This window comes from Caballeronia sp. LZ001 (assembly GCF_031450875.1).
Classification (GTDB): Bacteria; Pseudomonadota; Gammaproteobacteria; order Burkholderiales; family Burkholderiaceae; genus Caballeronia.
The window spans coordinates 734,641-758,703 of the sequence record NZ_JARTVX010000004.1; the positions used below are offsets into that span (position 1 = coordinate 734,641).

A 24,063-nucleotide genomic window follows, 5' to 3' on the forward strand; every position below is an offset into this window, starting at 1 on the left:
ACGTCGCGATGTCGCAACGTAGCAGAGGTAAAAGAATGCTGCGTTTAGAGCTCGGGAACCTGCAAATCGGCCTGGACGATTTCCCGGCCGCGCAGCACGGCAGCATCTTTTGCCGTCTGCTTCGAATCGAACGGGCCAATATCTTCCGCGCCCTCGAAGGGAAAGAGCAAGCGGGCATCCGTCAAGCGCACGACTTTCAGCGTGCCGACATAACCGCCTCCCACATGCGGCCGATATGACGCGTAAATCGCGTAGTCGTCATCGGTCAAACCCGGCTTCGCATTGCGATCCTTCTTATGCGGGAACAGCACGAGCTTGGCTCGTCCGGAAACTGGCTCTTTCATGATTCGTGGTGGTCGATGAACTTTGAAAATCCGATAAGCATTCGTTGTGCCGCATTCGAGCCGTATGGCTTACTGGCTGGCGCCGCCCGGCGTATCGCTCGCGGCCGTCGCAGGAAAGCTTGCCGCTGCGGGCGCGGAGGATGTGGGCGTGGTCGAAGCGGCTGTGTCCGTGTCGCGCTTGCAGCCGGTTATGAGCGAGACCATCGCGATGGCGAGGATGAGTGTCGGCAGGACAGTACGCTTCATTTCGTCACCTGGTCGCGATCGTTCGATTGCATCGTCATTGTTCGAGCAATCGGCGTACCGTCGCGGGGTGAGACGTGTCTGGCAGATGCGCGACGACCGATCACTGGCGCGAACTTTGCTCCTCGACCGCCAACTACGGGAGATCAGCAAGTGACCTGCGCTTATCCGCCTGACCTCGAACTGCCTGCATCGCGGCGGTTTATCGCGTGAAGCCGACTTTTCCTTTAATCGCCGTCAGTTTCTTCGCGGCGGATGTACAAGCCGGCGTCGGGCCGTTCCTTGGCATCTATCTGCTGGCCAATGGCTGGACGTCGGAAAAGATCGGCACGGTGCTGACCATCGCGGGCATCGTCGGCATGTTGGTGACGGCGCCCGCGGGCGCGCTCGTCGACGCCACCACGCGCCGCCGCAGCATCGTGGCCGCGGGCGGCGCGCTGACGGTGCTGGCGGCGGTGATCATCTGGCTGGGCCAAGGCTTCTGGCCTGTCACGCTTTCGCAGATCGCCACGGCAGTGGCGGGCGCCGCCATGGGACCGGCCCTGGCGGGGCTGACGCTTGGCATCGTCGGAAGACAAAACTTCGACCGTCAATTCGGCCGCAATCAGGTGGCGAATCATGCGGGCAATATTGCTGCTGCCTTGCTTTCTGGATGGCTTGGCGCGTGGCTTGGCATTGTCTATGTGTTTGCCTTGAGCGCGGCTTTCGGCGTGGGCTGCATGCTTACTGCGTTCCTGATTCCCGCGCGTTCCGTGCATAGGCATCACGCACGCGGTATTGCTCGCGATGACAACGACGACAACGCGCCGGTACAAACCGACAGCGCGAGTATCCTCGTGCGCAATCGGCCCTTGCTCCTGCTGGCCATCGCGCTTGCCGCGTTCAACCTCGGCAATTCGGCGATGCTGCCGCTCTACAGTCTCGCGGTTGCATCGACACACAAAGCGGGCGCAAGCCAGATCACGGCGGCGAATATCGTGATCGCGCAGGTCGTCATGTTGTTGGCGGCGGCTTTCGCGAGCCGTCTGACGCGGCGCTTCGGCTTCTGGTGGATCATTCTCGTCACGCTTCTGACCTTGCCGTTGCGCGCGGTGACGGCAGCGTGGTTAGAGCCGCCATGGGGCATTCTTCCCGTGCAGATTCTCGACGGCATTGGCGCCGGTTTGCAAAGCGTGGCCGTGCCGGCGCTTGTCGTGCATCTTCTGCATGGCAGCGGTCGCGTGAATCTGGGGCAGGGCGCGGTGCAGGGCGTTCAGGCAGCGGGCGCGTGTCTGAGTCCGCTTATTGGCGGATGGCTCGCGCACCTGTTCGGCTATCCGGTTGCGTTCATGCTGCTCGGCAGCGTGTCGGTGGCATCGTTCGCGATATGGATTGGCTACGGCGGCCAGATCCGGCAGGCATGCGACGAACGTGGCGAAGAGTTGTCGAAGCTCGCGGATGTGGATTCGTCACCGCTCTTTCGCTGATACGCGGTCCTCAAAGCATCGCGAGAATCGTGCCGTCGTGTTCGCGCGCTTCATATGTTCTCGCGTAAGAGTCATCGCGGCACGACGATGCAACCGTCAGCGGTCGCACATGCTGACCGTTGCTATCGAAGCGCCAGCCATGCGATGCGCACGTGATCAACCCGCCCGTCACGCGTCCTGTCGACAGTTCATTGCCTCGATGCGGGCAAGCATCGTCCCAGACATGGATGCCGCCTTCGCCATCGCGCCACACGACGAGTCGTCTATCTCCATACGAAACGGCGCGCGCCGCTTCGCACGGCACGTTCTCCGACGTGCACACGTGAGCCCATCCAGACATTTCCTGCAGTTTCAACGACTTCATACGCCAACGACTCTCTGTGTTTGCACGGGCAACGCGCCTTACGCTTCATCCTGAGCTTAAGCGATAAGCCCAAGGGCGCCTAAGGTTATCGCGCTAATTGTCTGCAGACATGCTCCCCGAAAACGCTCACCTTTGGTCGAAGAGCGCGTCCATACGCGGAGCGTGAGCAAACCAAGCGTCATGCCGCTTGTCCTTATGCAGCAATGCTCCGCGCGCTTCGAGTAGCGCATCCAATGAAGCGAAATCCAGGCAATTGAGGCGCACAAACACACGATCCCGCAAACCCTCACCTTTCACACGTACATGAAGCGCCGCGCAGTCAAGCTGTGATACGGTTCCTGATCGATTCCACTCATTTCTCTCGTTCAAGTAAGGAGCTGCCTTGTCATCGATTCAAGCCTCATCGCCCTTGCGCCTCGGTATTCTCGGCGGCGCCAATATCGCCAGGCAATTCGCGCGTGACGTGCAGCCAAGCGAAAACGTGCGCATCGTCGCGGTGGCGAGCCGCAGCGACGACAACGCAAAAGCATTCGCGGAAGCGAACGACATCGGCGCATGGTTCGGCAGCTATGAAGCACTGCTCGCCAGCCCCGATGTCGATGCCATCTACATTCCCTTGCCCAACAGCCTGCATGCCGAATGGGCCATCAAGGCAGCGAACCACGGCAAGCACGTCCTCTGCGAGAAGCCGCTCGCGTTGTCCCGCGACGAAGCCGCCAGCATGTTCGAGGCCGCCGAGCGCAACGACGTGCTGTTGCTCGAAGCCTTCCCGTGGTACTTCCAGCCGCAGACCGCGCAGATGATGTCGCTGATCGGCGAAGGCGCCATCGGCGCGGTGCGCGCCATTCAGGCGAACTTCGGCTTCACTGTCGGGAACCCGGGCGCGAACATCCGCATGAAGCCGGAACTCGGCGGCGGCGCGCTGCTCGATGCAGGCAGCTATCCGCTAAGCCTGATTCGCCTCGTGACCGGAACCGCACCGCAAAGCGTGCAGGCCGTGGCGACGTGGGCCGATACCAAGGTCGACATCAGCCTCATGGCGACGCTCATCTATGCCGATGGCCGCCGCGCGCAACTCTCCTGCGCAATGGATGGCGCGAATCATCGATATGCGACGATCATCGGTTCCGAAGGCACGATCGATACCGAGTATCTCAACCATACGAGCGATCTGACGCACGGGCATCCGTATGGCTATCTGCCGAGCCAGTTGCGCGTGCGGCGCGGCATTCCCAATTCGGTGCCGTTCGAAGTAGTGCAGTCGGACACGGGCAGCGGCTTCTTCTTCACGGCGGAAGCGTTCGCGCGCATGGTCGCCACGCACGATACGGCCGCCATCGAGTTCTACGCGCAGGCGAGTCTCGATAACGCGGCGACGCTGGCCGCTATCATCGAAAGCGCTCGCACTGGAAAGTCCGTGACGCTCGCCTGAATGACGAACGGCCTCACTTCGTCTGCGCAAGCGAAATCACGAGATCGAGAAACGCCCGCGTCTTCGCGGGCGGATGATGCCGCGACGGATAGTACGCGTACAGCGGGAAGCGCTCGTCGGGCCAGTCGGGAAAAAGGTCGATCAACTTGCCTTCCGTGAACAGATGCTCGGAGCCGAGTTCGAGAATCTGCGCGACGCAATAGCCCGACAGGCTGGCGCTCAACATGGTGCCGACATCGTTGAGCGTGAGGCGGCCGCGCGTATCGACGGTCATGCGCTTCTTCTTGCGGTGAAACTCCCACACGAACGGACGCCCTGTTTCAGGATCGCGAAACTCGACGCACGTATGCGCGTCGCTTTCCAGCGCTTGCGGTGTCGCGGGCCGTCCGCATCGCGCGATGTATGAAGGCGCGGCCACGGTGCGCACCGGCGTGTCGAGCAGCTTGCGAGCGACGAGACTCGAGTCGCGCGGCTCGCCAAAACGGATCGCCAGATCGAAGCCGTCCGCGATCATGTCGCCAAGGCGGTCGCTCGTGATCAGTTCGAGTTCGATCTCCGGGTGCGCGTCCATGAACGCGTAGAGCTTCGGCCCGAGCACGAGGCGCGAGAAAATGGGATCGACATTCACGCGCAACCGGCCGCGCACGGCGGTCGCGCCGCCCGAAGCGGTGGCCGCCGCTTCTTCCAGTCCGTTCAGATGCGGCATGACTTGTTCGAAGAAGCGCCGGCCGTCGTCGGTGAGCGACACGCTGCGCGTCGTGCGATCGAATAGCCGCACTCTCAAACGCGCTTCCAGGCGGGCGATGGCGCGGCTCACGCCGGGCTGCGACATGCCGAGACGGTTGCCCGCGGCGGCGAACGTGCCTGCATCGACGATAGCCGCGAACACGCTGATGCCGTTCAGGATGCGTTCGTTGAAGCCCGCCATTCATGCCTCCGCGTCATCGATGAAATGGCTTTCATGTTATCGCGAAGCGGCGCCTTCACGCGCAGAATGGGCTCTGGATCAATCGCCATAGGAGCGTTGCATGTCACGAATTTTCATCACCGGATCGAGCGACGGGCTCGGTCTCATGGCCGCGCGTCTTTTGATCGAACAAGGGCATGCCGTGGTGCTGCATGCGCGCAACGCGGCGCGCGCCGAGGACGCACGCACTGTCCTGCCGCAAGCGCAAGGCGTCGTCACGGGCGATCTCGCGAGTCTGGAAGCCACGCGCGGCGTGGCGGAGCAAGTCAACCGGCTGGGACACTTCGATGCCGTCATTCATAATGCGGGCGTGGGGTATCGCGAGCCGGGCCGTATCGAAACCGTCGATGGCCTGCCGCATGTTTTCGCCATCAACGTGCTCGCGCCGTACGTGCTGACGGCGCTGATCGAGAAGCCATCGCGGCTCGTGTATCTCAGTTCCGGCATGCATCACGGCACGCCCGCGAATCTCGACGACATCGAATGGACGCAACGCCGCTGGAACGGCTCGCTCGCGTATGCCGAAAGCAAGTTCATGGACGTGCTGCTCGCGCTGGCGGTGGCGCGCTACTGGCCGGATGTGCTGTCCAACGCGTTAGAACCCGGCTGGGTGCCGACGAAGATGGGCGGCGCTTCCGCGCCCGACGACATGGACAAGGCGCATCGCACGCAAGCGTGGCTCGCAGCCAGCGACGACGACAAGGCGCGCGTATCGGGCCGCTACTTCTTCCATCTGCGCGAGCGCTCGTGCGATCCGGCCGCGCGCGACGAAGCCATGCAGGACCGCCTGATCGGCATTTGCGAGCGTCTGTCGGGCGTGCGTATCGACAGATGAGTTCGTGCCGGACGAAAAAAAGCCGGGCTTCGAAAAGCCCGGCAATCACTCCAACATCGCGTGTTCTTTCTGATCAGGCGTGCGCCTTGGCGGTTTTTTCCACGGCCATGGAGTCGGCGCGCTGACGGTCGTATTCCTGCTGGGTCATCGGCACGGCGTCCGGCTTGCCCAGATCGTTCAGGCGAACGCGGAAGGTCTCGCGAGCCGACCATGCCGCAAGCGCCGCGATGATCGTGACCACCAGCGTGATGCAACCGACCGTCATCGGAATATTGTTCGATCCCGGCGGCGCGACCGCTGCGAAGAGGGCGGGCAAGAGCGCGGTAATGGTGGTGCCGATGTTCTGCGCGATCGCCATGGCCGAAACGCGGGAGCGCGTCGGGAACAGTTCCGGGAAGAAGCTCGGGAAAATCGCGTTATAGCCCTGATACACGAGACCCCACATCAGCAGCGACATGACGATGGCAACCGGCACGTTGTGGATGCTGATCGCCCACAGATAAGCGAACGACAGCAGCCCCGACAGGATAGCGCCGACGATGATCGGCGGACGGCGCCCGATCTTGTCCGACAGATTGCCGACGAACGGAATCACCAGCACGGCGAGGATGTTGCCCGCGACCGGAATCCACAGATACACGCTCTTCGAGAAACCGATGCCGTAGGAAGCCTGCACCGCGTAAGCCGCGCCGAAGATCGTGGCGACCACGGGAATGACGTTCATGAGCGCCATGCAGATCACGCGCAGCATGTCAGGCGTGCTGTTGGCGAACGCTTCCTTGATCGGCGACTTCGGCAGATCGCCGTGCTTGCCTTCTGCCGTGAACGCCGGCGTTTCGTGAACCTCGCGACGGATGATGTAACCCGCGACCAGCACGCCCGCCGACAGCAGGAACGGAATGCGCCAGCCCCATGAGTTGAACGTGTCTTCCGGCATGAAGTACGCGAGCGGCAGGAACACGGCGGCGGCGAGAATCTGGCCCGCCTGCACGCCTTGCAACGTGAAGCTCGCGAAGAAGCCGCGTCGTCCGAAAGGCGCGTGTTCGAGAATCATCGAGCTTGCGCCGGAGATTTCGCCGGCCACGGCGAAGCCCTGAACCAGACGCAAGATCACGAGCAAGGTCGGTGCGAGCATGCCGACGCTGTGATATGTCGGCAACAGGCCCACGGCCATGGTGGAAAAGCCCATCAGGAACATGCAGACCAGCAGGACGTTCTTGCGGCCGTGGGTGTCGCCCAGATGGCCAAGCACGAATGCGCCGATAGGACGCGCGACATAACCCACGCCGTAAGTCGCGAGCGACGCGACGATAGCCACCTTCGGATTGCCCGAGGGAAAGAACAACTGCGGGAAGATGAGCGCTGCCGCCTGGGCGTAGATGAAGAAGTCGTAGTACTCGAGCGCCGAGCCGATCCAGCCGCTCGCCGTCGCTTTCTTCGCCTGGCGGCCGCCGTGTGCTTCGTCCTGAAGGCTAGCCATGTAATGTCTCCGACAATGGTTATGAGTAGAACCCGTTTGCCACCGAGGCCGCCGCTTTCTGGCCTGCTGCTCGTGGCCGAGCGGCAGGGCATTCGGATCACCGGAATACGCCTCGCTCAGAAGTGTTTCGAGCATAAGAGCGCTGGCTGATCGCGGCAACGACTTATGACGCATTTTGCGCGATAATCGTACGCGTGTGTCCGATAATCGACCGAATTGGGGGTTAGCACTGACCTTTCGGCTTTGTCAGCGCACGCCGGCTGCCCCATTCGAGCAACGAACATGACGAAAACATCGACACTCGACAAGCGCGACTGGATCGCCGGACTGGAGAAAGGTCTAGCCATTCTCGAAGCCTTCGACGACCAGCACGCTCGCATGACTCCGACGCAAGCCGCCGTGCGCACCGGCATGACGCGCACGGCCGCGCGCCGATATTTGCTGACGCTGGCACATCTCGGTTACGTGCAAACCGATGGCAAGCTCTTCAACCTGACGCCGCGCGTGTTGCGCGTGGGCTGGTCGTACTTCGACTCGGCGCGGCTGCCGCGTATCGTGCAGCCTTATCTGCAGCAGTTGAGCGCGCTGATCCACGAGTCAGTGTATGTGAGTGTGCTGGACGAATGGGATCTCGTCATCATCGCGCGAAACGGCTCGACGCGCGTCATGACCACCGGGTTCGTGCTCGGCGCGCGCGTGCCGGCGGCGTTGATGTCGGGCGGCATCGTTCTGCTCGCGCACAAGCCGGACGAGGAAGCGGTGCGCAAGTGGCTCGACGCCACGGAGTTCAAGCCGTTCACGCCGCTCACCATTACCAACAAGGAAAGGTTGTACGAAAAGATTCGCGCGGCGCGCGTGGAGGGTTACGTTGCAATCGAACAGCAATTGCAGGTGGGCGTGCGCGGGATCGCCGTGCCGATGAAGAACCGTCACGGGCAGGTGGTCGCGGCTTTGTCGGCAAATATGCCGATCGGAAAAGAAACGAGCGAGGCTGCGCTCGCTCGGGTCTTGCCGCCGCTTCAGGAGACGGCGTTGAACATGCTCAACGTGATCTGATCAGTCGAACATGTCCGGCTGCGTGGCGACGAGGTCGTTCCAGATAGTCTGGAAGTGCAGCCAGCCGATATAGTCGCTGCCCACGTGTTCGCGGCTGTAACGCGCGCGGTCCGGCGTGACGAGCTTAGGCGTGATGCCGGTTTGCTCGATCATCAGTTGCTGATGGCAGCAGCGCTCCAGCGCAATGAACCAGAACGCCGCGGAGTCGATACTGTGGCGGCTCGCCGTGAGCAGTCCGTGGTTCTGGTGGATCGCGGCTTTCACGCCCTTGAAGGCGAGCGCGACTTTGTTGCCACCTTTCACTTCCACTGCAACCTTGCCCGCTTCCTCGCCGATCACGACGTGATCTTCGAAGAAAGCAGCCGCGTCTTGCGAGATCGGTTCGAGCGCTTTGCCGAGCGACGCGAACGCGGTGCCGTAGAGCGTGTGCGCGTGGCACATGGCGACGATATCCTGGTGCATCTCATGCACGGCCGCATGCAACACGAAGCCGGCGCGATTGATCGCGTGATTGCCCTCGACGACGGTGCCCTTGTGATCCGCGCAGATCAGATTCGACACCTTCACTTGCGAAAAGTGAATGGCCATCGGATTAGTCCAGTACAGGCCGGGGTTTTCTGGATCGCGCACGGTGAGATGCCCGGCGAAACCGTAATCGAAGCCTTGCAGCGCGAACGCGCGACATGCACCCACTAGCCGCTCTTTCAAATACTGCCGATGTTCGGCCGCATTCTTGAATTCCGGCAATTCAGGAAAGATCAGCCCTTCCTGCTCCGGCTGATAGATCGATACCTTGCCTTCCTTGACGATCGACGATGCGGGTTTTTCGAGCACTTCGTTCATGGCGGGTCTCCAATGTTTGTTGCCTCGTTATCGTTATAGTCTCCCCGCCGCGATCCGATGACAAACGATCGATGTTCATCCATGCATGAACCCGGCTCATGTATGCAGTCAACGCATGACGGCCAATCCATCTTGCTTGCTTCATGTTGCACTGCAAGAGGCTTGTCTAGCGTTTGGCCCAGAACTCGCGTTGCACGCGTAGCACCTCGTTTTCTACTTCGGCAACCGGGCCGATCAGTTCGACGGGCTTCTGGCAGTGATCGAACACGTAGCGTGACGAGACGCTCATGGTCGGATTCTCTTCGTGATTGCCGGTGGCTTCCAGCAGACGCGCTTCCGTCAGTCCATACACCACGCGTCCGATGTTCGCCCAATACGCGGTTCCCGCGCACATGCAGCACGGCTCGACGGACGTATAGAGCGTGCAGCTCCACAAGTACTCCGGCGTGAAGTTGAGCGCCGCGACGCGCGCGAGCACCGACTCCGCGTGATTCACGGTATCGACATTGCCTTGCTCCATCAACACGGTTTCCTGGTCAGGACCGACGAGGATCGCGCCGAACGGATGATGACCGAGCAAGGTTGCACGTTCGGCGATAACGCTCGAATGCCGCAGATGCCGGATGATCTGCTCGCGCGTGGGCGTGAGACCTTGCGACGGAAAAGCGTCGCTTTGCTGCTTGGGCGCGGGCGCGGTAATGCTCATGGACTTGTCTCCTGCAATCGCCGTTGGAAGGAAAGGCAGCATAGCGCAGGCAAAAAGCCGCTAGCGCGTGCGAGGCGGATGACGTGTATCAGCTCGAAAGGTGAGGGTATTCGGGAGGCATGTTCGCGGTTGGCACGGAGCCTTGAAAACAAAGGGCTTTTCCATCGATTTGGCGGCTTTCGAGCGTCTAAAGGTGAGCGCTTTCGGGAGCCGTCGTTTTCGGCTGCTTACGAAGCCGAGCTTCATTGCGCCCGGAAGTAGTCCGCGCTTCGGTCACGCGCGCTCGCCGGGTTCGAGACAGCCGAGTCCGACGAGCGTGGCTTCGACGGCTTTATCGAGCGGCGTATGCGGTTCGTGGCCGAGCGTATGGACGAGCAAGGCGTTGTTCATGCGCACCGGCGTGCGCCATAAGTAGCGCATCTCGCGCAGCTCTCGAAACGTCGTATTGAAGGGCGATGCCAGCGCGAGCAACCACCACGGAAACCCGACGATGCGCGGCCGGTTGCGCGCGGCGACGCGCTGGATAGCACGAGCGAACTGCATGCCGTCTTCGTCCCAATGTCCGCCCATGTGAAAGCGCGCGAAGGGTGCGAGCGTATCGCGGCGTCGAAGCAACTCGATCATCGTGCGCGCCACATCGGGTAGATACGACCATTCATGTCCGACACCGCGCGCACCGGGACAACTGATTTTCCTGACCGGTTTGCCCGGCGTCACGAGTCCCTGCGAAAACCAGTTGTTGCCCGCTTTCGGCCCGAAGAAATCGCCCGCGCGCACGATCAGCACGCGCGCGCCGTCCTTGCTCGCGCGTTCCAGTCGCGCTTCCATCTCCACGCGTATCGCGCCTTTTTCCGTGAGCGGACGCTGTGGCGCGCGCTCATCGATGAAGGGCAGCGCGTCCGGCCCGAAGTTGTACACCGTGCCCGGCAGCACGATGGTCGCGCCCTCGGCTTTCGCGGCGGCGATGGTGTGATCGATCATCGGCAAGACGAAGTCGGCCCAGCGCTTGTAGCCCGGCGGATTCACCGCATGCACGATGACCGCGCAGCCCCGTGCGGCGCGCTTGACATCCGCGCGGTTCATGGCATCGCCCTGAATCCATTCGATGCCGTGCACGTCGGGCCGCGCGTCGGGTGCGCCCCGCTTCATGCCGCGCACGCGCCAGCCCGCATCGCGCAGCTGCCGCGCCACTTCGCTGCCAATTCCGCCGCTCGCCCCGAGCACCAATGCCTGTTCGCCGTGTGTCATGTCTTGCGCCTCTTATGGATCGAAGACCTATTCTGTGCCGTGCAGCGATACAATAAAATTGCCTAACCTCGTTGAGCAGATATACAAATTCGTATGGCAGAGAGTATTGGCTGGGAGCTGTACCGCACTTTTTTGGCGGTCTTGCAGGAAGGTTCGCTTTCGGGCGCGGCGCGTTCGCTCGGCATCACGCAGCCTACTGCGGGACGGCATGTCGAGGCGCTCGAAAAGGCGCTCCGCGTAAGCTTGTTCACGCGCTCGCAAACCGGCCTGCAACCGACCGATGTCGCGCTCGACCTGCGCGCGCATGCCGAGGCGATGCACAGCACGGCCGCATCGCTCGAACGCGCCGCGACGGGTCATGCGGATGGCGCGAGCGTGCAGGGCGCCGTGCGGATATCGGCGAGCGAAGTCGTGGGCGTGGAAGTGTTGCCGCCCATTCTCGCGGCGTTGCGCGAGCGGCATCCGCGTCTCGTGATCGAACTCGTCCTCAGCAATCGCGTGCAGGACCTGCTCAGACGCGAAGCCGACATCGCCGTGCGCATGGTGCGGCCGAAGCAGACGCAACTCGTCGCGCGGCGCGTCGGGCGGATCGAAGTGGGCTTGCACGCGCATCGCGACTATCTCGCGAAGCATGGCACGCCGCGCAACGTGGCGGCGCTGGATCGGCATGCGATCATCGGTTTCGATCAGCCGAACGCCTTCGTACGCGAAGCGAGCAAGTCGCTGCCGGAATTTTCGCGCGATACGTTCGCCCTGCGCTCGGACAGCGACCTCGCGCAACTTGCGCTGATCCGCGCGGGCGCGGGCCTCGGCATGTGTCAGGTAGCGCTTGCCCGGCGCAACGAGTCGCTCGTGCGCGTGATGCCGAAAATATTCACGTTTCAGCTCGAAACCTGGGTGACGATGCACGAAGATCTGCGCGGCAGTCCGCGCTGCCGCGCCGTGTTCGACGCGCTGGCGGATGGCATCGAGCGCTATGCGGACTGATCACGCACTGGCCTGCCGGTTCACGTGGGAATCGTGCATGTGCGGGGGTGCTTCGGTCGGCGAGAATATCGGCGGGCGCGAAAGTCGCGCTCATCGGCAAATACTCGACTCGCCGGAGCCACTCCATGTCTGCTCACGCATTTGTCAGCGCCAACCTTCTGCTGGCCTATTCCGCTTATTTCGTCGGCACGGCAAGCCCCGGCCCGAGCAATCTCGCGATCATGTCGATTGCGAGCACTTTCGGCCGGCGCGCGGCGTTTGCTTTCGCGGCGGGCGTGATCTCCGGCTCCTTCTTCTGGGCGATGCTCGCCGCGCTCGGCCTTTCCGCCGTGTTGACGGCATGCACGGGCTTTCTCGTCGCGGTCAAGCTGTGCGGCGGCGTGTATCTCTTGTGGCTCGCGTTCAAGTCGGGCCGCTCGGCGTGGCGGCCGGCGCGCCGGGCATCGTCGGTGGAAACGACTGAGCAACCAGACACGCGCAAGCTCTATGCACGCGGCGCGCTGCTGCATCTGACCAATCCGAAGGCCATTCTCGTATGGATGTCGGTGGCGGCGCTCGGCTCATCGGCGGGCGAGGGCACCGCGCACATGCTCGCGGTCGTCGCGGGCTGTCTGTGTATCGGCGTATGCGTGTTCGGCGGCTATGCCGCGCTTTTTTCGATGGCATCGGCGCGCCGCATCTACACGCGCATCCAGCGCGGTCTCGACGCCGCGCTCGCGCTCGTCTTCGCAGTCGCAGGCATTCGACTGCTGACTTCGCGGGTTTGACGCAAACCGCCGTCTTTTTGTCTTGCCTTTGCGCTCGGGCCGCATCGCGACTACGCTGCAAAGTGCATCCTCGAAGACGCCCGGACAATGCCCAACGAAAACTCGACCCGAGCCGCCCCGCCGCTCGAACGTGACGCCCTGAGCGGCGTGGACGCGCTCGCGCCCGTTCTGCGCGATGCCTTCGTCTCGCTGGGCCGCGAACTCATCGCGATCAAACCGACGCCCGAGCGCGCGCTCTTCGCCACGCAGGCGATGTTCTCGGTGGCGCTCGCGGTCGCGCTGGCCTACGCGTTTCACTTGACGCACATCTGGTGGGCCGCCATCAGCGGCTTCGCCGTTATGCAGACCAAGTTCTCCGCGTGCGCGCAACGCGGCGTGCATCGCGTGCTCGGCACGGTGGCGGGCGCGTTGCTCGGGGCGGTGGCTGGGCCGCTCATCGGCGATGTGCCGTGGCTCTTCGTGCCGCTGCTCGGGTTGATCGCAGGCTTCTCGGTGTTTCGCGCGCTCGTTTCGGATGCCGGCTACGCCTGGGTGCTCGGCGCGGTGACCGCGCTGATGGTGACGTTCGAGGCGCATCGGCTCGATTCGGCATCGGCGACGGCTTCGTTCGCGGTGCTGCGCGTGGTCGAGGTGATCGTCGGCACCGTGGCGTGCGTGGCCGTGTCGGCGCTCTTTCACGCGGGCGTGCAGCATTATCGGAAAAAGCGTGGCGCGGCGCTCGTGCCGGGTGCGCAGGCGTCGTCCACGGCCGACAGGGTGAATGCCAACAGCCTCGCCGTCACGCATGCCATCACGCTCGTTCCCTCCGATGCCGCGCAAGCCGTGCAAGCGCTCGAAGCCGCGCACGCGCAGCACGTTGCCAACGTCATGCGCAAGCGCCTGGCATGGCAGTCCGCGTGGTCGATCATGATTCTCGCGGCGCTCGCGTATGCGTGGAATCTGCCCGGCTTCGCGCAGGCGATGGTAACGGCCGTTGCCGTGCTGATCTTGCCCGCATCCGCACTGGACAAGCCGACGAAAAAACCCGTCACGCAGCGCATGGTGCAGCGGCTCGTCGGCTGTCTGCTGGCGGGAGCGGTGAGCCTAGCGCTTTTGCCACTGCTGGGCGACAACGCGTTCGCCTGCATGCTCGCGCTGTGCGCGGGCGTGTGGCTCGGCTGTCACGTGCAGACGGGCTCGCAGGGCGCGAGCTATGTCGGGCGGCAGTTCAGCATCGCGTTCATCATGGTCTTCGTGCAGGACCACCATTGGTCGTCGGACCCGATGCCCGCCGTGCTGCGGCTGTCCGGCATTCTGTGCGGGATCGTCGTGCTCGCCTGGGTGATGGCGGTCGGCACGGCGTGGTCCGCGCGGCAGGGCGCTCGCTCGATGATGCGATAAAGCGCCCGCCGCGAAGTCAGCGTGAAGTCAACGCATCACGCTTCCTCGGCCCACGCGAGATTCTCGCGCGCCATCAGTGCCGATGAAGCCGCCGGGCCGAACGTTCCCGCCGTATAACCGCGCGGCTTGTCGCCAAGTTCCTTCCAGCCGTTGAGAATGGGCTCGACCCACGCCCAAGCCGCTTCGAGTTCGTCGCGGCGCATGAAGTGCGTGAGACGGCCGCGAATCACGTCGATCAGCAAACGCTCATACGCTTCCGCGCGGCGCTCGGTGAACGCCTGCTGCAGATCGAGGTTCAGATTGACGGGCAGCATTTGCATGCCGCTGCCGGGTTCCTTCGCCATCATCTGCAACTGGATTGATTCTTCCGGCTGCAACGTGATGGTGAGCCGGTTGCCGTAATGACGCGGACCCGCCGGAATGATCGAGAACGGCAAGTCGGCAAAGTCGATGACGATCTCAGAGCGCCGGTTCTGCATGCGCTTGCCGGTGCGCAGAAAGAACGGGACGTTGGCCCAGCGCCAGTTGTTGATATGCGCGCGCAATGCTACGAAGGTCTCGGCGCGGCTTTCGGCGGGCACGTTGTCTTCCTGCAGATAGCCCTTTACCGCCTCGCCGCCGACCGCGCCCGCCGCATACTGACCGCGCACGGTGTCGCGGGCGATATCCGCGACCGACATGGGCCGCAGCGACTTCAGCACCTTGAGCTTTTCGTCGCGCACGGCGTCGGGATCGAGCGAGACGGGAGGTTCCATTGCCACGATGCACAGCAGTTGCAGCAAGTGGTTCTGCACCATGTCGCGCAGCGCGCCGGTGTGATCGTAAAAGCCCGCGCGGCTGCCCACGCCCACCGTTTCCGACACCGTGATCTGCACGCTCTTGATATAAGGCGCTTGCCACAACGGACCGAAGATGGCGTTGCCAAAGCGCAGCACCATCAGGTTCTGGACCGTCTCCTTGCCGAGATAATGGTCGATGCGATAAATCTGCTCTTCCTTGAAGCGCTTGCCGACGGCGTTGTTGATCTCGACCGCCGAGGCGAGATCGTGGCCGAGCGGCTTTTCCAGCACGACGCGCGACTGCTCGTCCACGAGACCCGCTGCCGCGAGATTGTCACAGATGGTGGTGAACAGTTCCGGCGAGGTCGAGAGATAGAACACGCGCTGCGCGTTCTCGCGCGATGCTTCGGCGAGACGGCGGAAGTCGTCCGGGTTTTCGACATCCACGCGCACGTAGTCGAACAGCGCGAGGAATTTGTCCCACGACTGCGCATCGAAGCCTTTTTCGTCGATGAACGGGCGCGACTGCTTCTCCATGAAATTCTTCAGATAGTCTTCGCGCGTCCAGTCCTTGCGGCCGATCGCGAGAATGCGCGTGTCGGGCGGCAGATTGCAATGCGAATGAGCCATGTAGAGCGCGGGCAGCAGCTTGCGTGCGGCAAGGTCGCCGCCGCCGCCGAAGATGATCATGTCGAGCGGGCGTTCATTCGAGGAAGATGTTTGATTCGTCATGGTGCGTGAGCCGTTGAAGGTTCAGGAAAGCCGAAGCGCGGCGACCGTGACATCCGGTCGAGAGAGCTATGTTGCATGGTTTGCCGGCATTTTGCACGGGGCGCGCGCTAACGGCCGTTCGATTCGAGCGGACGAGCTTCGAAGCGCGCGTGTCTTGCCCGCCGCGCGCAACCAAAAACTAACGCCAGTTCAGCGATGGATTCGCGCGCAACGCAGGCACGGCGAGATCGAGAAACGCGCGCACCTTCTGCGCGACATGGCGCCCTTCGCGATGCACGAGATGCACCGGCAGCGGCGGCGGTTCGAAATCGGCGAGAAGGGTGACGAGCGAGCCTTCGTTCAGATGCGACGCGATCTGATAAGAAAGCAGCCGCGCAATGCCGAAGCCCGCGAGCGCGGCTTCCATCGCCGAGTCGTTGGTCGTGGTGGAAAGGCGCGGCCGCGCGCGCACGACGATATGCCGCTCGCCCTCGTAAAGACGCCATTCGGGCGGCGTCGAGGAGCCGGTGGACGTGATGATCGTATGGTCATCGAGGTCGGCGGGATGTCGCGGCGTGCCGTGTTCATCGAGATATTCGGGCGACGCGCACAGCACCCGCCGCACGTGACCCACGGGAATCGCCTGCAGCGACGAGTCCGGCAGTTCCGCGATCCGCACCGCCACGTCGATACCTTCGTCGACGAGATTCACCACGCGATCGACAAACCAGCAACTGGCGTCCGCTTCCCGATAGCGCGAAAGGTAGTCGAGCATCACCGGCATGACATGCAGTCGGCCGAACATGACTGGCGCGGTGATGGCGAGGACGCCACGCGGCGACGAATGAGTGCCGGTCGCGGCGAGGTCGGCGCTGTCGAGTTCGCCGAGAATGCGGCGGCAGTCCTCGAAGTAGCCACGGCCTGCGTCGGTGAGACGCACGACGCGTGTGGTGCGCGTGAGCAGCCGCACGCCAAGCCGTTCTTCGAGTTCCGTGACGACGCGGCTCACCACCGATGGCGACACTTCGAGCTTGCGCGCGGCGGACGCGAAGCCTCCGGTTTCGACCACGGTGACGAAGGTCGACATTGCCTGGAAACGATCCATGTTGGGGCGCACGGCCTGCGGGCTGGGAAGTTGCCGTGCATTCTCGGGCATGCTGGCGTGCCGCGCAATCTAGAGATCGAGTAGCAGCGGCGCGCTTTGTTCCGCGGGAAGTGCGCAGCAGACCAAGGCTTCGTCGTCGCCGACATGAAACGCGGGCTCGCTTGCATAGGTCACCGCGCCTTCCCTGATGCGCGTCCTGCACGTGCCGCACGTTCCGCCGCGACAGTTGAACTCCGCGTCGATGCCGTTTGCTTCGGCCAGATCGAGCAACGAGCCGCTTTCGGGCGACCATTGCACGCGCTTGTCCGACTTGAGGAAGCTCACCGATACGGCTTGCGTTGCCGCTGGCGGCATCGGCTTCGTCTCGCTACCGCGATCGGCCGTGCGTAGCAGCGATGCGGGACCGAAGGCTTCGGCATGGACGCGCGTGTCGGCCACGTTGAGCGCGCGCAAGCCATCGTAGAGCGATTGCATGAACGCGCCCGGTCCGCACAGATAGAAGTCGTAGTCGTTGAACGGCAGAAAGCTCGTCAACAAGTCGATATCGATCCGCCCCGAGACCTCGTAATCTTCCTTGAAGGTCGCGCCTTGCGGGTCGCTCAGCACGCGAATCACGCGCACCGCGCCGCCCGCGCTTTGCACGAGTGCATCGATCTCGGCGGCGAACGCGCGATTGGCGAGCGTTCGCGCCGATACGATCAGCCACGTCGGGCGGATGCGGCGCTTGCGCAGGCCTTCGTAGACGACGTGCCGCAGCATCGCGATCATCGGCGTTATGCCGACGCCCGCCGCGATCAGCACGGCCGGGCGTCGCTCCAGCGCGTCGATGGTGAAGTCGCCCGCCGGCGCGCGCGCCTCGACGACATCGCCCACTTTCAATGTGTCGTGCAGATGCGCGGACACGCGTCCTTCGCGCTTCACGCTGATGCGATACATCCCGTCCGATGGCGCCACCGACAGCGTGTACGTGCGGATCAGCGGCTTCGCTTCGCCGGGAAGATGCGCGCGAATCGGCAAATGCTGGCCGGCCGCGTGCGCCACGATGCCCGCGCCATCCGCCGATTGCAGATGGAAAGAGCGGATGACATCGCTTTCATCGACGATACGGCTCACCCTGAACGGCCGCCACGCGTTGGCGAGCGCGGCCGCCTTCATGCGTTCGGATGCCTCCGCCCAGTCGCCCGTCATCAGCGCATTGGGCGAAAAGCCTTCGCGGCGCAGCGCCCAGCGCAAGGGCAGCGCATTCTCGCGCAGCACGACACGACGCGGCGTGAAGCGCCACAGCCTTTCCGCGCCTTGAAACGCGGCGATTTCGGGTGAATCGGTGAGCACTTCGGCGTCGCCCGTAAGTTGCAGCAGCGTGCCGCTTTCGAAGTCCGTGAAGAGCAGACCGGCGCGTCCGTTCACAAGAATATTGCCGAGCGTGTTGAAGAAGAGGTTGCCCGCGAAGTCGGGAATGGTGAGCACGCCATCGTCGGAGATGCGCACGAAACCCGCCTTGCCGCCGCGATGCGACACATCCACTTGACGATGCCCGTCTTCGCGGTCGAAATACGATGCCACGAAGAAGGTGTCGGCGCGTTCGATCATCGCCCTTGCGCGTGGCGAGTGCGGATCTTCTTCGACCGGCTTCGAGCTCGAAGGCTCGGAAGGCTCGCGCACGAATTCGAAATCGCGCAGTTGAATGTATTGCGGGCAATTGCCGAAGCTCTGCTCGACGGCCACTTCGAACGCGCGGTCGCCATGGCGATGAATCACGCCGTTCATGCGGTTACGCCGCCGCGTGTGCAGTTCGATGCCGAGCATGCCGACCGATGCGCCATCGCTCATGCCGGCATCGGCGGGATCGTTCTTGTCGCGCGGATGCCTGACGGCGAGAGTCGTCGCGTCAGGCGTTTGCAGAAAGCCGGGACGGCCCGCGAGGAGCGTGGCCCAGGCGTCGCCGTTTCGATCGACCGCGCCCGTGACGATGAACGGCAGCTGCGCGAAGAATTGCCGATGCTGCTCCGGCATGAAGCTGCGCACCACGCGCCGCCCTTGTTCCTGCATGCGCTCGTAGACGCCCGCGGTTTTCTGCAGCGTGATTTCGCCGCGATGCCACGGCGCGTCCATCGTGACGGGACTGGAGAAGGACATGATCGTCTCAGGCCCGCAGCCCGGCCGCCGTCTTTTGGAACTCGATGAATCCGGGCAGCGCTTCCACGCGCGCCAGCCACGCGTTCACATGGCGATAACCGGACAAATCGACGTTGCCTTCGGGCGCGCTGGAGATGTAGCTGTAGAGCGCGACATCCGCGATGGTCGGATGCGAGCTGCCAATATCGGCGATCCAGTCGCGCGACTGCAATTCTTCGTCGATGACTTCGAGCGAGGCGTGCGCCCGGCCGATGACTTCTTCGGTATCGAACTTCCGGCCGAACACGGTGACGAGACGCGCCGCGCATGCGCCGTAGGCGATCTGGCCTGCGGCAACGGAGAGCCAGCGTTGCACCTGGGCCGCTTCGAGGGGCGTTTCGGGGAGCCAGCGGGCATCGCCGCTTTTCTTCGCGAGGTAGACAAGGATGGCGTTCGAATCGGCGATGACGTGATTGCCGTCGGTAAGCACCGGGATTTGGCCGAAGCGATTCAGGCGCAGGAATTGAGGCGACTTGTGCGCGTTGGCGGCGAGGTCGACGACTTCTTCTTCGTGATCGAGGGCAAGAAGGTGCAAGAAAAGCCGCGCCCGGTGGGAGTGGCCGGAGAGGGGATGGTGATAGAGCTTCATGGCGGGCTTCAGTCCTTATGTTGGGTTCTTGACAGTCTTCTGACGCGGAGGCGCGTTTTGCTGACCTTTACGGAGGGTCTCTCCGTGTACGAACCAAGTATGGGGATTTGCCCTGCTGAGTTGAATACCAGATAGATTCAAATCACTGTTCTTGTTTGGAGAACGGTGAAGTATTTGGGAGGTTTTGATTCACGCTTGAGTAAGCGTGCGGTGGAAGGCCAGCTTAATTGGACTGCATGCGACCGCATTTGAAATGCGCGTCGCGAGGCGCTTCGTTCCCGAGCGGATACGAAGCCCGGATTTCTTTCTGCGATGAGACTCCTCGTTCCCGAGCGAATACGAAGAACGCGCAAAGCGCGGCTCTGTCTCGCGAATACAAGCTCGCTATGGCCTCGAAATTAATAAGATTTTATGAGATGTATGGCATCAAAGGCTCGATACCGCGTGTGCCTGGCAGGCAAGTCGATCGTTTCTTAGACTTCGCCCGCATAACAACACGGGCCATCAGCATCGCGTCATCGCTCTCAATCCAGCCCCGCCGCAGCCTGCCATTCCTCAAGCGCTCGTTCGAGACCACTAAACGTCACCGGCTTATGCATATACCCGTCGAACGACGGAAAGTCGTTGTCGCCCAATTCCGTGCGCCCTGTCATCGCGATCATGTATGCATCGTGAGAAGCGCCTTCGGCCCGCAAGCCCTCGCACATTTCACGGCCGTCGCCATCGGGCAGCTCGACATCCGCGAGGATCACATCGAAGGTATGTGCATGCGCAAGTTCGCGTGCGACGCCGCAATCGTGAGCAAGCTGAACCTGATGCCCCAGTTTGCCGATCAGCGAAGCAATGCCTGCCGCGAAATCGCGATCGTCGTCCAACACCAGAATTTGCATAAGTCGCCCCGTTCGCGCGTTGGTTGAGTTGCTAGCGACCTATGCAAGGACAGTGCCATCAGCCCGCGATAAACACAGCGCCTTGCGCCGTGTGGCCGAGCCAACGAAGCGAACGGTCGTATCAGCCGCGATTTGGAATAGTTACCGGGCAAGCGCGCTCATTGTTGACGAGACTGCTACGCGCACCAGACGCCGCGGGCCACGCGCAACCTTAATTCTGGGGCGGCACATTCGCCTTGTTCCCCGCCAGCGGCGACCCATACCCGCCACTATTCGCGTTGTTAGGCAGTCCATTGACTAGTTGCGCTCGCGGATCGCTCGGATTCAAATTCAACTCTCCCGCCTGCGCATTCCCGTGCGTCGGGTACTGGCTTCCAAGCGGCGCGTCCGGCATGAGCTTGGGGTTGTTCTGAGGCGCGCTCATATCCGTTTCCGCACTCGGCGGATGCAACTGCGCAAACGCGCTCGACGCCGCGAGCAACAAGCCCGTAAAAACACAAAGGCGAACGTTCATGACAAAACTCCCGAGGTGGCGGCGCGAAGCGGTCCGCATTGCTTGAGTCTAGACCCGCGCCGTGCCACGAACGCTGATCTCCCTACCGTCGACCAGTCCAGCGTTTGTCTCAAGCGCGCGCTATTTCTTGTGTTTCTTGAGTTTGGCTTTGCGCTTGCCGCGCTCATCGATTATCCGCACGCGATGCTTGTCCTTCATCTTCTTCCATTCCTTGCATTCTTCCTTCGTGCGCAGGCAACCAATGCAGAAGCCCGTCTTTTCATCGAACTTGCAGATGCTGATGCAGGGCGAATCGACTCCCATGATTTATCCGTGAAAGTGCCGCATGGGCGTGACAGTGGGCCAACAATTTCGCACGCTGCGTGCCCGCGTCGCCAACTGATTGTTTCGATGATCCTCATAGCGCCGCCAAGCGGTGCCCCGCAAACCCTCACCTTTGACCCGAATTGCGGCATGACGCTTGCTTCATGCGGACAAATGCGTGACACGTCCGTTGCGCCGATGACGCTTTTCCCTCCTCACGAGCGAGCGAATAATTCAAATGCCTCCCGCACCCGGCTCGCGCCGTCCACCCGCCAAAATACTGCCGCCCGACGCGCCTGGCCTGCGCGCGCTGGCGTCGCTGGTGACTGGTGTCATCGTCATATGCGCTTTGTACTTCGGGCGCGCGGTACTTATTCCGATCATCCTCGCGATTCTGCTGAGCTTTCTGCTCGCGCCTTTCGTCGATATGTTGCGGCGCATTCGCTTCGGGCAAGTGCCATCGGTGATCGTCGCGGTGTTGCTGGCGTTGTCGGTGCTGACGGCTGTCGGCGCGCTGATCGGCGCGCAGGTCGCGCAACTTGCGGGCGATCTGCCGAAGTATCAGGTCGCGGTCGAACGCAAGATCGACTCGGTGCAGCGCCTGACAGTCGGTCGCGCCGATGAATTTCTGGGGCGCGCATCGCGTGCGCTCAAACGCATTTCGCCCGCGCGTGAGCAGGAGCAGCGCACCGCCGAGAACAATCCCGCCGCCTCGCCGATCGATCAGCCGATGCCGGTGGAAGTGCACGAACCATCGCCGTCGCCGCTGGAACTGGCGCAGCGCTTTCTCTCGCCGGTCATCAGTCCGCTGGAAACGACGGGCATCGTGCTGGTGGTCGCGGTGTTTATCCTGTTGCAGCGTGAAGATCTGCGCGACCGGCTGATACGCCTATTCGGCTCGCGCGATCTGCATCGGGCAACTACCGCGATGGACGAAGCCGCGCGCCGTCTCTCGCGCTATTTTCTGGCGCAGCTCGGCATCAACGTGAGCGTGGGCATCATCATTTCGATCGGGCTCGCGGTTATCGGCGTGCCGGGCGCATTGCTGTTCGGCGTGATGACGGCGCTTCTGCGCTTCGTGCCGTACGTCGGGACGTGGATCGCCGCGCTCGTCGCGGTGGTATTCGCGGCGGCGGTTGGCCCCGGCTGGACCATGCTGATCTGGACCATCGTATTGTTCGGCGTGACCGACATCGTGGCGGGACAGATCGTCGAGCCGCTCCTGTATGGTCACAGCACCGGGCTTTCGCCGTTCGCGGTGATCGTCGCGGCAATCTTCTGGAGCTGGATCTGGGGGCCAATAGGTCTCGTGCTGTCGACGCCGCTCACGCTGTGCCTCGTGATTCTCGGGCGCCATGTGGATCGCCTCGAATTTCTCGATGTGCTGTTCGGCGACCGGCCAGCGCTCACCCCTGCGGAAAATTTTTATCAGCGCCTGCTTGCCAACGATCCCGACGAAGCGCTGGCGCAAGCGGAATCGCTGCTGACGGAACGCTCGCTGATCGCTTACTACGACGAAGTCGCGCTCGAGGGCTTGCGGCTCGCGCATAACGACGTGCTGCGCGGCGTGGTGACGGTGGATCAGTTGCGGCGCATCAACGAGTCGGCGCTCGACATCATCGAAGGGCTGGAGGAAACCGACGATACCGCCGTGCTGCCGCCGCCTCATCGCGAAGATCCGCCCGCGAGTCTGGAGTCGCCGGACGAAGCGGTGCCGCTCGCCTACGAAGCGCCGCCGCCGCATTTCGATGCGCAAGCGGAAGGTCACACGGCGTCCGTGCTGTGCATTGCAGGGCGCAGTGAACTGGACGATCTGGCCGCGACAATCGCGGTGCAACTCTTTAGGAAGCACGGGCTGGGCGCCGATCTGGCGGGCTACGAACGCTTCTCGCGCGGACGCTTCGGCGAAGTGAACCTGCACGGCGTGTCGATCATCTGCGTGGTCTCGTTCGATGCCGCCGAGTCGCCGCCATATCTGCGCAATCTCTTGCGCCGCCTGCATCAGCGTGCGCCGGCAGCCGAGCTGATCGTGGGACTCGTGTTCCCCGAAAGTCCGCTGCAGGGCGAAGCGCTGGTGCGCACGAGTTCGGCGGCGGTGTCGTTCAAGGAACTGGTCGAGGCATGCGTGGCGGCGGCGCGCCGTCAATCGACCGATGGCGTCTCATGGACCGGACTCGATCCCTCGGATGGCGAAGCCGCGCTCGAAGGACCGTCCGCGCCCGAAGAGGACGCGCCGGCGTTGCGCAACGGCTGAAGCCTGCCGCCGCCTTAGCGGTTGCCGTCGAACAAGTCGTTGAGCATGGTGTCGAATGCGGCTTGCGCCTCTTCGAGCTCTTGCAGGGCGGCGTCGAAGGCCGTCAGCGCGAGTTGCGTCGGGCGGCCGTCGCCCTCGGGCGCGAACTGCTTCTGCAAGGCAAGAAAGGCGGATTGAACCTGGCGCGTCGCGTTGACGATGCGTTCCATCGCGCGCGCTTCTTCTTGCCGGTTGGCTTCTGCGGTCATGTGGGGCACTCCTTGTTGGCAATGCCCGATATTATCAAGCGCGGAAGCCTTCGCGGTCCAACTCCGACTCAAGCCGTCGCTTTTGGGCCGGCGACCGTGAACAATCTTACCGCTTCCTTCAGCACCGCCGCCACTTCGCCAGGCGCTTGGCCGTCACCGCCGCCTGTTCGACCAGCGCCGCGTTCTGCTGGGTCGAATCGTCGAGATGCGAGACTGCCTGATTCACTTGCGCGATCCATCCGCCTGCTCGCTGCTGGCTTTCGCCACTTCCATGATGATCGTCATACGCGGTTCGCTGCTTCGTCGATAGCACGCATCTGGCGCGTCGTGCGCGTGACGAGGCGTGCGTTTCGTGCCGATATCGGTGCCGCTTCGCC

Annotated in this window: 24 protein-coding genes and 1 pseudogene; 8 read left to right on the plus strand and 17 right to left on the minus strand. The window is 62.9% G+C overall.

The window, feature by feature from the left end; all coding sequences use genetic code 11:
- Positions 1-44: 44 nt before the first annotated feature.
- Both P9292_RS13675 and P9292_RS13680 read right to left on the minus strand, forming a co-directional pair.
- Entirely contained in the window at positions 45-344 is a 300-nt protein-coding gene (locus P9292_RS13675) for a DUF6723 family protein (RefSeq protein ID WP_244828959.1), read from the minus strand.
- A gap of 69 nt (positions 345-413) precedes the next feature.
- On the minus strand, positions 414-590 hold the full coding sequence (locus tag P9292_RS13680) for a hypothetical protein (RefSeq protein WP_250510480.1): 177 nt from the start codon (positions 588-590) through the stop codon (positions 414-416).
- Between the two features lie 206 nt (positions 591-796).
- Between P9292_RS13680 and P9292_RS13685 the strand changes: the two genes are divergently transcribed.
- Complete coding sequence (locus P9292_RS13685) at positions 797-2,053, plus strand: MFS transporter (RefSeq protein WP_309959490.1); 1,257 nt, start codon at positions 797-799, stop codon at positions 2,051-2,053.
- Between the two features lie 10 nt (positions 2,054-2,063).
- Here the strand turns inward: P9292_RS13685 and P9292_RS13690 are convergent, their stop codons facing one another.
- Positions 2,064-2,417 (minus strand): Rieske 2Fe-2S domain-containing protein, encoded by a 354-nt coding sequence (locus P9292_RS13690; protein WP_250467693.1) that lies wholly within the window; start codon positions 2,415-2,417, stop codon positions 2,064-2,066.
- 382 nt (positions 2,418-2,799) lie between these two features.
- Between P9292_RS13690 and P9292_RS13695 the strand changes: the two genes are divergently transcribed.
- Positions 2,800-3,849 carry a Gfo/Idh/MocA family protein gene (locus P9292_RS13695; protein ID WP_244828955.1) on the plus strand — a complete coding sequence of 350 codons (1,050 nt, stop codon included), beginning with the start codon at positions 2,800-2,802 and terminating at the stop codon, positions 3,847-3,849.
- 13 nt (positions 3,850-3,862) lie between these two features.
- On the opposite strand, the gene P9292_RS13700 is transcribed toward P9292_RS13695, so the two are convergent.
- Entirely contained in the window at positions 3,863-4,777 is a 915-nt protein-coding gene (locus P9292_RS13700) for a LysR family transcriptional regulator (RefSeq protein ID WP_250492997.1), read from the minus strand.
- 100 nt (positions 4,778-4,877) lie between these two features.
- Between P9292_RS13700 and P9292_RS13705 the strand changes: the two genes are divergently transcribed.
- Positions 4,878-5,651 carry an SDR family NAD(P)-dependent oxidoreductase gene (locus tag P9292_RS13705; protein WP_309959492.1) on the plus strand — a complete coding sequence of 258 codons (774 nt, stop codon included), beginning with the start codon at positions 4,878-4,880 and terminating at the stop codon, positions 5,649-5,651.
- Positions 5,652-5,724: 73 nt separating this feature from the next.
- Here P9292_RS13705 and P9292_RS13710 read toward each other — a convergent pair whose 3' ends face one another.
- Entirely contained in the window at positions 5,725-7,131 is a 1,407-nt protein-coding gene (locus P9292_RS13710) for an MFS transporter (RefSeq protein WP_250467689.1), read from the minus strand.
- 282 nt (positions 7,132-7,413) lie between these two features.
- Between P9292_RS13710 and P9292_RS13715 the strand changes: the two genes are divergently transcribed.
- Positions 7,414-8,187: an IclR family transcriptional regulator C-terminal domain-containing protein gene (locus P9292_RS13715; protein WP_244828951.1), complete on the plus strand. Its 774-nt coding sequence runs from the start codon at positions 7,414-7,416 to the stop codon at positions 8,185-8,187.
- Here the strand turns inward: P9292_RS13715 and P9292_RS13720 are convergent, their stop codons facing one another.
- The 3 genes from P9292_RS13720 to P9292_RS13730 form a co-directional block, all read right to left on the minus strand.
- Complete coding sequence (locus P9292_RS13720; protein WP_244828950.1) at positions 8,188-9,030, minus strand: class II aldolase/adducin family protein; 843 nt, start codon at positions 9,028-9,030, stop codon at positions 8,188-8,190.
- 166 nt (positions 9,031-9,196) lie between these two features.
- Positions 9,197-9,736 carry a nucleoside deaminase gene (locus P9292_RS13725; protein WP_309959494.1) on the minus strand — a complete coding sequence of 180 codons (540 nt, stop codon included), beginning with the start codon at positions 9,734-9,736 and terminating at the stop codon, positions 9,197-9,199.
- A gap of 273 nt (positions 9,737-10,009) precedes the next feature.
- Positions 10,010-10,984, minus strand: a complete 975-nt coding sequence (locus P9292_RS13730; RefSeq protein WP_309959497.1) for an NAD-dependent epimerase/dehydratase family protein — start codon at positions 10,982-10,984, stop codon at positions 10,010-10,012.
- A gap of 93 nt (positions 10,985-11,077) precedes the next feature.
- Here P9292_RS13730 and P9292_RS13735 point away from each other — a divergent pair, with 93 nt between their 5' ends.
- The 3 genes from P9292_RS13735 (at position 11,078) to P9292_RS13745 (ending at position 14,118) form a co-directional block, all read left to right on the plus strand.
- A complete protein-coding gene (locus P9292_RS13735) occupies positions 11,078-11,971 on the plus strand; it encodes a LysR family transcriptional regulator (protein WP_309959499.1) in 894 nt (297 codons plus the stop codon).
- 125 nt (positions 11,972-12,096) lie between these two features.
- Positions 12,097-12,738: a LysE family translocator gene (locus P9292_RS13740; protein WP_309959501.1), complete on the plus strand. Its 642-nt coding sequence runs from the start codon at positions 12,097-12,099 to the stop codon at positions 12,736-12,738.
- Positions 12,739-12,825: 87 nt separating this feature from the next.
- Positions 12,826-14,118: an FUSC family protein gene (locus P9292_RS13745; protein ID WP_250526453.1), complete on the plus strand. Its 1,293-nt coding sequence runs from the start codon at positions 12,826-12,828 to the stop codon at positions 14,116-14,118.
- A 35-nt stretch (positions 14,119-14,153) separates the two neighbouring features.
- On the opposite strand, the gene zwf is transcribed toward P9292_RS13745, so the two are convergent.
- The 7 genes from zwf to P9292_RS13780 form a co-directional block, all read right to left on the minus strand.
- On the minus strand, positions 14,154-15,629 hold the full coding sequence (gene zwf, locus P9292_RS13750) for a glucose-6-phosphate dehydrogenase (protein WP_244828944.1): 1,476 nt from the start codon (positions 15,627-15,629) through the stop codon (positions 14,154-14,156).
- Between the two features lie 178 nt (positions 15,630-15,807).
- Positions 15,808-16,713 (minus strand): LysR family transcriptional regulator, encoded by a 906-nt coding sequence (locus P9292_RS13755; RefSeq protein ID WP_309964015.1) that lies wholly within the window; start codon positions 16,711-16,713, stop codon positions 15,808-15,810.
- A gap of 69 nt (positions 16,714-16,782) precedes the next feature.
- The gene (locus tag P9292_RS13760; protein ID WP_309959503.1) at positions 16,783-18,849 is read right to left on the minus strand and encodes a pyridoxamine 5'-phosphate oxidase family protein; all 2,067 of its coding nucleotides are present in this window, start codon (positions 18,847-18,849) and stop codon (positions 16,783-16,785) included.
- A 7-nt stretch (positions 18,850-18,856) separates the two neighbouring features.
- Positions 18,857-19,477: a glutathione S-transferase gene (locus tag P9292_RS13765; protein ID WP_309959504.1), complete on the minus strand. Its 621-nt coding sequence runs from the start codon at positions 19,475-19,477 to the stop codon at positions 18,857-18,859.
- A gap of 524 nt (positions 19,478-20,001) precedes the next feature.
- Positions 20,002-20,367 (minus strand): response regulator, encoded by a 366-nt coding sequence (locus P9292_RS13770; RefSeq protein WP_244828939.1) that lies wholly within the window; start codon positions 20,365-20,367, stop codon positions 20,002-20,004.
- Between the two features lie 211 nt (positions 20,368-20,578).
- The gene (locus P9292_RS13775) at positions 20,579-20,881 is read right to left on the minus strand and encodes a hypothetical protein (protein ID WP_250467680.1); all 303 of its coding nucleotides are present in this window, start codon (positions 20,879-20,881) and stop codon (positions 20,579-20,581) included.
- A gap of 120 nt (positions 20,882-21,001) precedes the next feature.
- Positions 21,002-21,184 carry a DUF1289 domain-containing protein gene (locus tag P9292_RS13780; protein WP_244828938.1) on the minus strand — a complete coding sequence of 61 codons (183 nt, stop codon included), beginning with the start codon at positions 21,182-21,184 and terminating at the stop codon, positions 21,002-21,004.
- 238 nt (positions 21,185-21,422) lie between these two features.
- Here P9292_RS13780 and P9292_RS13785 point away from each other — a divergent pair, with 238 nt between their 5' ends.
- Positions 21,423-23,438, plus strand: a complete 2,016-nt coding sequence (locus P9292_RS13785; protein ID WP_244828937.1) for an AI-2E family transporter — start codon at positions 21,423-21,425, stop codon at positions 23,436-23,438.
- Between the two features lie 14 nt (positions 23,439-23,452).
- On the opposite strand, the gene P9292_RS13790 is transcribed toward P9292_RS13785, so the two are convergent.
- Positions 23,453-23,686, minus strand: a complete 234-nt coding sequence (locus P9292_RS13790; RefSeq protein ID WP_244828936.1) for a hypothetical protein — start codon at positions 23,684-23,686, stop codon at positions 23,453-23,455.
- Between the two features lie 68 nt (positions 23,687-23,754).
- A pseudogene (locus tag P9292_RS13795) lies at positions 23,755-24,027 on the minus strand (chemotaxis protein); the annotation flags it as partial.
- Positions 24,028-24,063 lie beyond the last annotated feature (36 nt).